This window comes from Bacillus sp. REN3, assembly GCF_017912555.1.
In the GTDB taxonomy this organism is placed as follows: Bacteria; Bacillota; Bacilli; order Bacillales; family Cytobacillaceae; genus Mesobacillus.
In genome coordinates, this window is record NZ_JAERSD010000015.1 from 16,125 (window position 1) to 28,442 (window position 12,318).

The window sequence follows — 12,318 nt, forward strand, 5'->3', positions numbered from 1 at the left end:
GGAGGTTATGTCGATGATGATGAATGATTTTCAAAATGAGCTGCAAAGGCTGAATGTTGGCGAGTTCCAGGCAACGCAACCTGTTACCTGGGATCAGGGCCAATATTACTCAGATGATGAGCGGTTTATTCTAGGGCTTGGCGGATTTGGACGTTGCTATAGCTGTTATGGATGTTACAGCTGTTATAGCTGTTATTCCTGTTTCGGCTGTGGAGGGTGCGCCCGTTGTGGTGGATGCGCCCGTTGCGGAGGCTGCGGCAGATGCGGAGGCTGTGGGCGCTGCCATCGTGGAACGGTATAGCTTCAAAGGAACCCCTGCGATTTCCAGCAGGGGTTCTTCTTCTTTTGATAAGACATAACGGACAAATTGGAATACATACGATGTTAAAGACAGCTACTAATCAGGCAAGGCAAGCTAAGGAGGATCAGAATGGCAAAATTAAAACCCTCTATGCGTCTCAAAGTGAATCGGGACACTTTTTATCTCCCGGAGCCCGATAGCGGGGTTTATTTCCGAAACAATGCGTGTTCGTTCCGCATGAATGGCAATGGAATTGACCAGTGGGTGGAAAAGCTGCTGCCGATGTTCAACGGCGAGCACACTTTGGAAATGCTGACGGCTGGATTGCCCGTTGCCTATCAGGATCGGATATTCGAAATCGCGGAAGTCCTTTATGGAAATGGGTTTGTTCGGGATGTCACCCAGGACGAACCGCACCAATTGCCGGAGCAGGTGCGCAAAGCCTATGCACCACAGATTGAGTTTGTCGACAGCCTCGCTGGATCTGGTGCGGCAAGGTTCGAAGCCTATCGCAATTCAAACGTGCTGGCTATAGGTTCAGGTCCTTTTTTAAATTCATTAGTTTCTTCGTTGTTCGAGTCTGGGTTGAAAAAGCTGCATGTGGCCATCACGGAAGACGGTCCAACCAACCGCGAGAGGATAGACTATATCCTCACCCATGTCCGAAAAACAGACGCAGAAGCAGAGGTAATCGAGATGGAGCCGATGAAAAATGATTGGAAGAAGCTGATCCAGCCTTTTGATTCGGTCTTATTTGTGGCCCAGCACGGAAATTTGGCTGAAGTGAGGAAATTCCAAACCATTTGCGAAGAAGAAAAAATACATTTCATGCCGGCCGTATGCCTCGGGCATGTTGGTATAGCAGGACCGATCGTGAGTCCCGGCTCGGGTTCAAGCTGGGAGTCTGCATGGCGGCGACTTCATCGCCCCGCGTTGGTGAAAGACCGGCCTGCCCCCGCAGATTCCTTCATTCCAGGTGCGCTGCTGGCGAATGTCATGGTATTTGAATTGTTCAAAACAGTCACCGGTATAACAAAAAAAGACGAGCAAAATCGAATCTATCTTCTCGATGTCGAAACGCTCGAGGGAAGATGGCATTCCTTTGCACCCCATCCTTTAGAGACAGGGGCAGTAACCGCAAATCTGGTTGAGAACCTGGAAACACAGCTGCAGCAAGCCAGGGAAAAGGCGGAACCAGACAAACTGCTGCTGCGGTTCAGCCTGCTTACATCAAAGGAAACGGGGATTTTCCACGTATGGGATGAGGGGGATCTGAAGCAGCTGCCTTTAGCCCAGTGCAGGGTTCAGCCGGTAGACCCCTTATCCGATGGACCGGCTGAACTGCTTCCTGAAATCGTATGTTCTGGTATGACACATCAGGAAGTACGACGGGAAGCAGCCCTCGCAGGAATCGAAACCTATTCATCCAGGATCGCCACTTTGTTTGTTAAGGATTCAAATCGTTTTATCGGCATCGGTGCCGGGGAGACATTGGCGGAATGTGTGGCCCGCGGACTCCAGCAATGCTTATCCCAAGAATTGGAATGCCTGCAGAAACCAGTCGTTACGAAAGTTCAAGTAGGAAGTCTGGAAGACGAGCGATCCCGTTTCTATCTGGATGCGCTGGCAACGATGGGAAAGGAGCCGGCGATCGGGTTCGGGGAAGATGTGAGCGGTTTTCCTGTAGTATGGGCAAGAACAGTGGATGGCTGGTTTGCTTCTGCTGGCTTGAACGCCACGTTGGCACTAAGGAACGTCTTGAAGAATGCCCTTGGCACGGCCCAGAACCAATCAGCGCCAGCACGGCCGTTTGATGATCCATTTATCAATTTCGATGAAAAAGAATTGCCGGTCGCCAATTTTCCCGCGTACGGGGAAAGCGCCAACTCAGAAACAATATCGGAAGCCATTGAAGTGTTAAAGAACCATCAGAAAAAGCTGGCTGTTTACGAGCTTAACATCGAGCCTGCTTTCAGACAGGAACTGGCAGGGGTGTTTGCGGTATTGCTGCGAGAGGAGGAATGGAATTGAGTTCTTTCGTGGTGATAATAGGAGAAGGTATGCTGGCAAATCTCGTGGGTGAAAACTTATCAGCCCATTTCCCGGTCGCCCGGCAGGCCGATTTTGAAAAAGGGTTCCCGGTGAATGCGGAATTGGCCCTCGTACTGGATGACGCCTGGAATCCTGCGATCCACAAGCAGGCAGAAGAAGTGATGAGGCAGAAAGGCGTTGCGTGGCTCCGGGGATTCGTATCTTTTGGGGAAGGGGTCATCGGGCCGCTAGTCCAATCGGACACACCTGGATGCTCCCAATGTGCGGACCTTAGGTTGATTCTTGGGGGCCAGGAGCGGAAGGAAATGTATGAGGCGCGGAGCAAGCTTGCCGCGGAAGGAGGAAGGAAAAGCGACCCATGGGCCTCCAAAACGGGACTGTATCAGCTGGCAATCCTGATAGCGGAAGAAACAAAGACGATAATAAATGGTGAACAGCCCCGGACGGCTGGGCACTTATGCCTGACTGATTTGAAGACACTGCAAAGCTCCTGGCACTCTTTCTTGCCGGATTCGCTGTGCAGGGTGTGCAGCCAAATACCGGATGATTCGCCTGGATTGGCTGAAATTTCGCTTGAGCCTAGCCCGAAAATCGGCCAGGGAAGTTTCCGCTGCACCTCACTGGATGACCTAAAAAAAAACCTGATGAAAGACTACCTGGATAACCGTACAGGGCTTTTTAACGGCAGAATGTATGACCCGGTCACGCCATTTGCCGATGCGAGTGTCAATCTTCCAATGTTTTCAGGGGATGAAGGAACAGCGGGAAGGACTGTATCCTATGCGGAAAGTGAATTGACGGCGATTCTCGAAGGCCTTGAAAGGCATTGCGGACTGGAACCCCGGGGCAAACGGACAGTGGTCCGCGATTGCTATCGAAACCTCGAAGGCCAGGCGCTCAATCCGTTTAAGGCAGGGGTACATGCAGAAGAGCAATACGAAAAGCCCGGTTTTCCTTTTCAACCATTCAACCCTGAACAGCCAATTGACTGGGTCTGGGGCTACTCATTCCTGGAAGAGCGTCCTGTACTTGTTCCGGAGCTGCTTGCTTATTATAGCCTGGGTGATCGTTCCGAAGGTTTCGTGTATGAGACTTCCAATGGCTGCGCGCTTGGAGGGAGTTTGGAGGAGGCCATATTTTATGGAATCATGGAGGTAGTAGAACGGGACTCATTCCTGCTGACCTGGTATGCTGGACTGAGCCTGCCGCGGCTTGACCCGCTCTCAGCTGGGGATGGAGAACTGGCATTGATGATCGAAAGGATGCACGAAGTAGCCGGGTATGAGTTGCATCTGTACAATTCGACGATGGAGCACGGTATACCAAGCATTTGGGCAATGGCGAAAAATAGGAAGGACCATGGATTGAATCTGATCTGCGCAGCGGGCGCCCACCTCGACCCGGTCAGGGCAGTGAAGAGTGCGGTTTACGAACTCGCCGGCATGATGGGAAGCCTTGACGAAAAGTTTGAAGCTAACAAGCAAGAGTATACGAGAATGCTTGACGATCCTGCTTTGGTCCGCCAGATGGATGACCATGGGATGCTTTATGGCTTGCCGCAGGCGGAAGAACGGCTTCATTTCCTGCTTGAGGACCATCGTCCAACGCAAACTTTCAGAGAAGCATTCAAGTGGAATACGGATCACTCGGACCTGACAGACGATTTACGGGATATCCTCAATGAATTCAGAATGCTGGGATTGGATGTGATCGTGGTAGACCAATCAACGCCAGAAACAAGGAAAAATGGCTTGTTTTGTGTAAAAGTATTGATTCCCGGCATGCTGCCGATGACATTCGGCTACCACCTGACAAGGCTGACCGGGCTTGAAAGGGCACTGACTGTGCCGATGAAACTGGGGTATACCAAGCAGCCGTTGACGGCTGAACAGCTTAACCAGCATCCGCATCCGTTTCCTTAAGGAGGTCAGAAATGAATCTGGAAGCTTTTCTTCATGATCTTCAATTCGATATCGATCAGGCGAACGAGCCAAACTGGGAAACAGATTGGGAGGCCGCTCCGCTGCCATATAAGCTGTACAGGGATATGCCCGTCATCCCGCTAACTGGGGAAATCCCATTGACGCTGGCCGATGGCGGGCCGGCTGAACGGCCGGATAAGGACAGAATCGGTCATTTTCTCTGGTACGTATATGGGATCACGCAAGTAAGCCACTCCTGGGAACAGGAGAGCTCTCCTGACGGATCTCCGCTGCACTCCTACCGGCGGTTTGTTCCTTCCGGAGGGGCGCTGTATCCAAACGAACTGTATATATATTTGAAAATAGATGGCTTGCCACAAGGCATCTACCATTATCATGCAGCGCAGCATCAGCTCGTCCTGCTTCGGGAAGGAGATTTCGACCAAGATCTGGCGCAGGCCCTTGGCAATCGCTGCGATCTGCCATCATGCTTTGGCACAGTTTTCATCTCGACTCGTTTTTGGAAAAACTTTTTCAAATACAATAACTTTGCCTACCGGCTACAGGGGCTCGATACCGGGGGTGTGATTGGCCAGCTTCTTGAGACCTCTCATCGTTTTGGTTTCGAATCAGGGGTGTACTTCCAATTCATCGACGCTGCGGTCAATCACTTATTAGGTCTTGATCCACAACAGGAGAGTGTTTATTCAGTCATCCCGCTATCAGTCGAGGCGACAAATTGGTCCACCAGCCAAAGCGCCGTAGGAGCTGAGGATACCACCAGGAAAATAAAGCCAATCCATCCCGGAGAATTTGACCGTTCCCCTAAAACCAAAGAGCATCCAATGCTGTCAGCAATGAATGAAGCATCGATGATGGAATCGCCAAGTTCTTTTCAAAAAATCAAGAGCAGGGCAGGTATTCCAAAGGAAGGACGGACTGCTGCTCTCCCTCCAGCCGGGTCCTTGGCATACGATCTCGCCAACGCGTGTAGAAACAGGTTTTCACCAGGCATGGACTTTGTTCTTGGCAAGGTAAGCAAGCAGCAATTGGCCCTTTTGCTCCAGCAATCTTTTTCATACAGGAATGACCTGGATGATCTTCCTTTTGGCAGCCGCTTCCCTCGCGTCCAAATTTACGGCTGTTTCCATAATATCGATGGACTGGCGGATGGTGCGTATGTGTATGATCCGACAGAGCGCGAATTGAGGCTGATCGAGCCAGGGGATTTCCGTCTCGATTTGCAGCATGGCCTGTCGATGGATAATGTCAATCTGCTGCAGGTCCCGATTTGCCTCCATATTGCCGGAAGCAGGGATTTTTACAAAAATGAATTAGGGTACAGAGGCTATCGCGTCCTGCAGATGGAAGCCGGGATTATGATGCAGAAGCTTCTGTTAGCAGCATCGGCTGTCGGGCTCGGAGGCCATCCCTTGCTCGGATTCGACGCAAAGGCAAGTGATGGCCTATACCAATTGGATTCAAGAGGCCAAACCAGCCTGATCCAGATTCCAATCGGGCATTACAGGCCGAAACCGTGGCTAAGAGGGAGTTTGCTGAGTTAAGGAAGGATCAAGGAAAGGAGCCGATTGCATACTCGGCTCCTTTCATAATGGAAACCGGATCCTATGCGCGAGCTCAGGAAAGTCAATGAACGGATTGCGGTTTCCTTGGATATAGTAGATGGCCTGGTTGCGATGCTTTTCGTACAGGCTTGGCGGGAACTCGACAGCCCAGCGTTTGAGCAGGGGAACATCGATCCGGACACTGAATTCCCTTTTGATGGACCGCTGGTAACGCAGGAAAAAGTAAAGCATCGCCCGGGCGACTGTTCCTTTCCCATGCTCTGGTTCGAACAGGAAGCCTGTACTCACCCCACAATCATTTTTGACGGGTTCTTCATCTTGTTCCGGATTGTAAAAGTCAAAGTCTGCATATGGATAATTGGAGCGGGCAATGTTACACTCCGGCTGGCAGATGAACAGATGGTGCAGATCACCCTTCATCGGTTCTGTGCCGCCAAACCACGATTGCGGTACGACATGCTCCGTATTCATCTTGAAACTTTCTTCAAATGCCTTCAGTTCGTTCAGTGAATCGAAACCATACAGCTGCACCCTGTGCGAAAGCTGCCTTAACTTATCGTATTTTTTCCGGATGGTTTCATCATCCTCAATGATCAATGCCTCAGGATCTTCTTTTTTTGATGAATAGATGCTTTTAGCCGACCCATCAGGATGCAAATCCACCCAGGTGTATAAATATAGGTCCTTGCTGAGGAAGTAAGGGATTTCATTCCGGTGGGTCCGATGGACGAGCGAATGGTATTTATAATAAAGCGCAAGACCCTCAAGTTCCGAACCTGCCGTTCCCCGGTAATATTCCTCCCGATCGGCCAAATCAAGCTCCCCGTCATAATAGAGCTCTCGATTATCCTTGATTTTCCGGCGGTTCTCACGCAGAATCCTCAGCAGGTTCTTGATGTCCGAGGGATCGAGTTGATGTTTCCATTGTGCTTTCTGCCATTTCTGTTTCTTCTTCTTGGACATTCTGACACTCTCCAGTTGGTGAATGATATACTGGTTATTTTACCCTTTATACCTGGGCAATGGAAGTGTAGAATGCCGCCTGTAAAAGAAGGGGAGCTCCCCGGATGGAGGGCTTCCGCTTTATTTCAGGAAATATCTTTTCCTTGGTTTCGCTGGATAAAAAACAACGGAAGGGCTTGTTATGTGAATATCAGGAAAGCCAGGAATGGAGCGGACTGCATCCGGATGGGAGAACTTGGCCAGGTCGACGATCGAGAGCGCGCCTGTCGTACAGGATTCCACACAGGCAGGAAGCAGACCGGCATCCTGGCGCGGATAACACATCTGGCATTTGCTGACCTTCTGTGTTTCCGGATTGTATTGCGGTGCATGGTAAGGACAAGCAGTAAGGCATAATTGACAGCCTGAACAAAGGCTTTCGTCGATTTCGACAATCCCGTCCCTTCTTTTTGTGAAGGCCCGCTCCGGACAGACCCGGAAGCATTCGGGGCTGTCGCAGTGGAAGCAGGAGGCGGACAGGAACTGTCCGGTGCCTGTCCGTTTCACGCTCCTCCAGCGAATCGACGAAGGGGTCTGATTCTCGTTCCTGCACGCAATCTCGCACGCCTTGCAGCCTATACAATCATCTGCGTTGAAACTGAATCCCATTTGCTTAAACATTCTGTCCCCTCCATTTCCTCAAGCTGACCATACTGTCGTAAAAATAAGTACTAGTGTCCTTGTCGCGCCGTTCCTTTTGTTTTATCAGCTGGTTGATCGGATTATCTCCTGCCTGGCGGGCCAATACAAGGTTCCTGGGCAGGAAGGGATTGATCCTGGCGATCCCGGTTATGGTTCCATCGTGATTGAAAAGTTCTATCTTTTCTTGTTCCTTTATCCCATTCTCGAGGGCGGCGGCTTTCGAAATTTCGATGACGGACTCATTTTTTTCCTGATTCAGCCACGAAAGCCACTCATATTGGGAATGGATCTTAAGCAAGGACTGGGGAGTGATCAATTTGTATTCATGTGACTCACCGCCGCTGTCCGAATCTTCCATGTCTCCAGGGGAATAAAAACGGAAGCTATCCTCAAAATCAGAGAATACCGGGATGTCTTTTTTATGGATCGCTCCCTCATACAGGTCGTCCAGCTGCCTAATCCCGTACTGCTTCATCACTTCGGGTGTCAGTTCTTCCTTGATCCAGTCAATTGGTTCCTTTTCGAAAGGGAAATTGGAAAAGGAAGGGGCCAGCTCATTGAGCTTTCTTGTCAAATCCCTGGCAATTTGCAGGTCGCTTTTTGCTTCGTGATAAGGCGGGATGGCCCGCTGATTGATGGCCAGCCAATAATGCCAATAGCCAATGTTCAAATCCTCCTCTTCAAAGTGGGTCGCAGCAGGGAGGACGAGGTCGGATTGCATCGCGGTCTTCGTTAAAAACAAATCAACCGTGACAATCAATTCCAACTGATCGAAAAGCTTGTTCCAGGCATTCAGGTTTTGGTCCTGGGTAAAAATATTCCTTGACGCAATCCATAACAGTTTCAAAGGAGGGTCGGTAAACTGCAGGGCATTGCTGGCATAATCACTGATATCGACGACCCTTGACTCGGGGATATCCGGGTGGGAAGGCCCCTTGAAATGGAAAAGATTCAAAGGGAAGTCGTCGACATCAAAGTGCATATAGTAGAGTCCGCCATACTCGGATGTAAGGTTGCCAGTAAGTGCGGCAAGACTATTGATGGCTTCGATGCTGTCACTGCCGCGCCGATTGCGCTGGATGCCGAGTCCGGCCCAGGTTGCCGCAGGCTTGTGGGAAGCGTAGAGTTCGCTGATTTCCAGCAGGGCTTCCATCACGATGCCGGTTTCTGCGCAAACTTCCTCCATCGTAAGCTCGGATTCAAGATAGTTCCTGTAGTCGATCCAGCCTTCAGATTGGATATCCTGAAGGTCCCGTTTCTGCTCGAACACATATTTGGCGATTCCCAGGGCAAGCCACATATCGGATCCCGGCTTGATCTGAATATACAGATCCGCCTTTTGGGCAGTCTGCGTGAAAATCGGGTCGATCACGACCAGTTTGGCGCCCTTGCGTCGTGCTTCATAGATGAATTTCATCTGGTGGACATTCGTGACGGCAGGATTGGCTCCCCAAAGGACAATGAGCTTCGCATTGGCCATGTGTTCTGGTACCGAACTGAAATTCCCGCCAAAAGATCGTTCAATCGCATTCTTCCCTGACAATGCACATGGATTTCCGAATGGCTTCGTATGCGGGCCGATGCTGTTGAACATCCCTTCCGTTGCATAATGCAAAATTCCGAGATTGCCAGAGTATTTATTGTAGCCTGAAGCAAGATTGGAGCCATAACGCTTGTTCAGTTCAATCATTTTTTCGGCAATGATCGTATACGCTTCATCCCAGGAAATCCGCTTCCAGTTCCCGGATCCTCTTGGAGTTTGCAGCATAGGGTACTTCAATCTGTGCGGGCTGTACACGAATTGCGTCGAGGCATAGCCTTTTGCGCATAGCTTCCCCTTAGTATACCCATGGGAAGGGTCGCCGGTAACTTTCATCAGTCTCCCGTTTTTCACATGGGAAAGGATTCCGCAAGTTCCATAACAGTTCCTTGGACAAGTATTTCGATAGATTCCATCTTTCATCTTTAACACCTTTTCTCATTAAAGCTTCCTTAACTGCTTGATCTTGAAGGCTGCTTTAATATTCAATTTGGTATCCAGATCATCCAGCTTATAATGGAGGATTTCCTCGATCTTTTTCAAACGGTAGCGTAAAGTGTTGCGGTGAAGGAACAATGCCTTGGAGGTCACAGTGATGTCGAATTGATTCTCGGCGAATGCCTTCAAGGTATCCATCAGTTCCGTCTGATTGCTTTGATCATAAATGGCCAGTTGCCCTAATGTTGTATCAAAGAATTCTTTAAGTTCTTGAAGATCATGCTTATATAGGATTCTTTCCAGGCCTAAATCGGAAAAAAACGGTACCTCGATCTCCAGCAGTTCACCAAGCTCCAATGCGACTTTCGCTTCCTGGAAACTCCTGAAAAGTTCTGTTGCCTTCGCATACGTTTTCCCAATTCCGCAGGAAAACTCCCGTTCAGGGTGGATGACTCTTAAATGGCCAAGAATATCCCTGGCAAACGATTCGATCAATTTCCGGAGCGCTGGTCCTGGCGCTTTATCGTCATGGGAAACAATCATTGTCACCTGTGAGCCTCTTGCCATTGTGATTGGTTCGATATTTCTCTCCTGCAGTTTCCTTTCAATAATATGAAGGATTTTATCAATCAATTTCTTATCGGTTGACAGATGGTTGAAGTCCTGCAGCGAAAAGACCATCACTGTCTGCGGCAGTGCCAGGTTCCACTTCCATACCTTCCCGTATTCAACGATTTCATCTATTTGTTTTATGTTCCCATACAAGAGATCGAACAGGAACGGCTCTTTGAATTTGAGTTTTTCCTTCCTCAATTCGATCTTATTATTCAGCTGCAATGCGATTAAGGAAGCGGCGAACAGGAGGATGGAACGGTCAGCGCCGCGTTCGTCCGGTTCCTTGCCATCCATTATGAAGAGATAGCCCGCCAAATTGCCGGAATGCACAATCGGTGTGCCGCAGGCGTACAGGTCATCGTCAACCGTTGTGATCTGGTAATAGGAAATAGGTGAATGTTCTTTCCTGTCAAGCTGCTGGATCGCCAAAATCGTCCCCAGGCTCCCTTCAGGATCAGGAGAAGAAAAGGCAAGAGTTTGATAATATGAGTCTGTTGCCAGTACTGGAACTGAAAGCAGCGAGGAAAGAATTCGGGACAACTCATCGATCCCTTTTTGTGATGAAATGATTAATTCATTTACGATGCTGGGAATATGCAAAGTCTGTTCCATGTGAACCAAATCCTTTCCACTAGATAGAGCTTATAAATTCATGTTATCCCAGTAATGCCGTTAACTCAATGAATGTCACAGAACCGTAAAAGGTAGAACGTCACATTTCCGTAACATCCATATGTATCCGAAGTACAAAAATTACCCCTTATATTGGTTCACCGTGTCCATACAAACCCGGTGAATTTACATCTATAATAAATATATAGTGAAAAACTTCACAAAGTAGAAAGTCGAATACAGCCAAAGCTGACCAGAGGGAAGGTGGTTGGAATGAAAACATCCAGAGAGCAAGGTTTGACAGTGCGCAAGAATCAGTCGCTGCTTGATTATATGGCAATCTATTCCGGGATTGAAGAAGCAACCAAGGATCATATTGAGCGATTTGGCGTTCCATTCGAACAACAGCCAGATCAGGAAATCAAACAAAATCATATCAGCCGCTTAAAGAACAGCGGCGCGATTTTCAGGAATAGCGGAAAGAGTGTTATATCCAACCAGCGGATTTCGAGTGCTTGTGAAGCATGCCAGACTGGCAGCGGCAGCTATACAAGCTTTGTCTCATTGAAATGCCACCGAGATTGCTACTTCTGCTTTAACAAAAACCAGGATGACTATCAGTTTTATCTCCATAACCAGAGAAATGCGGGGCATGAGTTGGAGACCCTGCTTGACAATGGGGTCAATCTTACTCATCTGGCCCTGACAGGAGGGGAACCGTTGCTGCACCCGAAGGAAGCATTGGCTTTCTTTCAGCTGGCGAACGAGCGCGCCCCGCAAATCCATACAAGATTGTATACCGCTGGCGACCTGTTAAATGAGGAAATCCTCCAGGAGCTGCAGGCAGCAGGGTTGGATGAAATCCGCTTCAGCGTCAAATTGGAAGACTCTCCACAGAAAAGGAAGCACATTATCGGGAAGATTGAATTAGCGAAAAGATACATCCGGGATGTTCTCGTAGAGATGCCGGTGATCCCAGGCACAGATGAGGAAATGAAAGAGCTGCTGCTCGCTCTGGACGCGATTGGTGTATTCGGGATCAATCTCCTCGAATTCTGCTTCCCGCTCGGAAACGCCCAGGCGTTCAAGGATAGAGGCTTCATGCTGAAGAACCCGCCTTACGATGTCTACTACAATTTTTGGTATGCAGGCGGATTGGCCGTAGCCGAAAGCGAAAAGCTCTGTTATGAACTTGTCCAATTCGCAATCGATCAAAATTTGAAGCTCGGAGTCCATTATTGTTCACTTGAAAATAAATTCACCGGGCAAATTTACCAGCAGAACCATGACGAGAAGCTGGACCCGACGTATTCCTTCTCCTCGGAGGATTATTATTTCAAGACTGTAAAAGCTTTCGGCAAAGACCGGAATTTTGTCAAAAAGCAGCTGGAAAAGAAGAAACAAGCCTTTATCGAGAACGATGAATATGACTTCATTCAATTTTCTCTGGAAGCCCTCCCTATTTTAAAGAACAGGAACCTCGAAGTACTCATCTCGTCCAATGTCGTCGAATTGGATCAGGGGGAGCGCCAGATAAGGGAAGTCCAACTGGAAAGGACAACGTCAGAAGCATTTTTGCATGACCAGGAAAAATAAGAAAGGGTGAAT

The 12,318-nt window shown here is 49.0% G+C and carries 9 protein-coding genes; 5 read left to right on the forward strand and 4 right to left on the reverse strand.

Going from position 1 to position 12,318, the window contains the following annotated elements:
- Positions 1-19 precede the first annotated feature (19 nt).
- The 4 genes from JJQ88_RS13790 (at position 20) to JJQ88_RS13805 (ending at position 5,840) form a co-directional block, all read left to right on the forward strand.
- Positions 20-301 (forward strand): heterocycloanthracin/sonorensin family bacteriocin, encoded by a 282-nt coding sequence (locus JJQ88_RS13790; RefSeq protein WP_210366691.1) that lies wholly within the window; start codon positions 20-22, stop codon positions 299-301.
- Between the two features lie 129 nt (positions 302-430).
- Entirely contained in the window at positions 431-2,332 is a 1,902-nt protein-coding gene (locus JJQ88_RS13795; protein ID WP_210366631.1) for a putative thiazole-containing bacteriocin maturation protein, read from the forward strand.
- Positions 2,329-4,275, forward strand: a complete 1,947-nt coding sequence (locus tag JJQ88_RS13800) for a TOMM precursor leader peptide-binding protein (RefSeq protein ID WP_210366632.1) — start codon at positions 2,329-2,331, stop codon at positions 4,273-4,275. Before JJQ88_RS13795 ends, JJQ88_RS13800 begins: the two co-directional genes overlap by 4 nt.
- An 11-nt stretch (positions 4,276-4,286) precedes the next feature.
- On the forward strand, positions 4,287-5,840 hold the full coding sequence (locus JJQ88_RS13805; protein ID WP_210366633.1) for a SagB/ThcOx family dehydrogenase: 1,554 nt from the start codon (positions 4,287-4,289) through the stop codon (positions 5,838-5,840).
- A gap of 42 nt (positions 5,841-5,882) precedes the next feature.
- On the opposite strand, the gene JJQ88_RS13810 is transcribed toward JJQ88_RS13805, so the two are convergent.
- The 4 genes from JJQ88_RS13810 to JJQ88_RS13825 all read right to left on the reverse strand — a co-directional run bounded on the left by JJQ88_RS13810 (position 5,883) and on the right by JJQ88_RS13825 (position 10,710).
- Positions 5,883-6,824, reverse strand: a complete 942-nt coding sequence (locus JJQ88_RS13810) for an endonuclease I family protein (protein ID WP_210366634.1) — start codon at positions 6,822-6,824, stop codon at positions 5,883-5,885.
- 120 nt (positions 6,825-6,944) lie between these two features.
- The gene (locus JJQ88_RS13815) at positions 6,945-7,484 is read right to left on the reverse strand and encodes a 4Fe-4S dicluster domain-containing protein (RefSeq protein ID WP_210366635.1); all 540 of its coding nucleotides are present in this window, start codon (positions 7,482-7,484) and stop codon (positions 6,945-6,947) included.
- Complete coding sequence (locus JJQ88_RS13820) at positions 7,477-9,468, reverse strand: molybdopterin-dependent oxidoreductase (RefSeq protein WP_210366636.1); 1,992 nt, start codon at positions 9,466-9,468, stop codon at positions 7,477-7,479. The genes JJQ88_RS13815 and JJQ88_RS13820 overlap by 8 nt, the downstream gene beginning before the upstream one ends.
- An 18-nt stretch (positions 9,469-9,486) precedes the next feature.
- On the reverse strand, positions 9,487-10,710 hold the full coding sequence (locus JJQ88_RS13825) for a PucR family transcriptional regulator (RefSeq protein ID WP_210366637.1): 1,224 nt from the start codon (positions 10,708-10,710) through the stop codon (positions 9,487-9,489).
- A 273-nt stretch (positions 10,711-10,983) separates the two neighbouring features.
- Here JJQ88_RS13825 and JJQ88_RS13830 point away from each other — a divergent pair, with 273 nt between their 5' ends.
- On the forward strand, positions 10,984-12,306 hold the full coding sequence (locus JJQ88_RS13830) for a radical SAM protein (protein ID WP_210366638.1): 1,323 nt from the start codon (positions 10,984-10,986) through the stop codon (positions 12,304-12,306).
- Positions 12,307-12,318: the final 12 nt, after the last annotated feature.

Bases quoted from the DNA above. Each gene is read 5' to 3' on its own strand.
- JJQ88_RS13820 (WP_210366636.1), bottom strand. From the start codon at position 9,468: ATGAAAGATGGAATCTATCGAAATACTTGTCCAAGGAACTGTTATGGA.
- JJQ88_RS13815 (WP_210366635.1), bottom strand. From the start codon at position 7,484: ATGTTTAAGCAAATGGGATTCAGTTTCAACGCAGATGATTGTATAGGC.
- JJQ88_RS13790 (WP_210366691.1), top strand. From the start codon at position 20: ATGAATGATTTTCAAAATGAGCTGCAAAGGCTGAATGTTGGCGAGTTC.
- JJQ88_RS13810 (WP_210366634.1), bottom strand. From the start codon at position 6,824: ATGTCCAAGAAGAAGAAACAGAAATGGCAGAAAGCACAATGGAAACAT.
- JJQ88_RS13795 (WP_210366631.1), top strand. From the start codon at position 431: ATGGCAAAATTAAAACCCTCTATGCGTCTCAAAGTGAATCGGGACACT.
- JJQ88_RS13825 (WP_210366637.1), bottom strand. From the start codon at position 10,710: ATGGAACAGACTTTGCATATTCCCAGCATCGTAAATGAATTAATCATT.
- JJQ88_RS13805 (WP_210366633.1), top strand. From the start codon at position 4,287: ATGAATCTGGAAGCTTTTCTTCATGATCTTCAATTCGATATCGATCAG.
- JJQ88_RS13830 (WP_210366638.1), top strand. From the start codon at position 10,984: ATGAAAACATCCAGAGAGCAAGGTTTGACAGTGCGCAAGAATCAGTCG.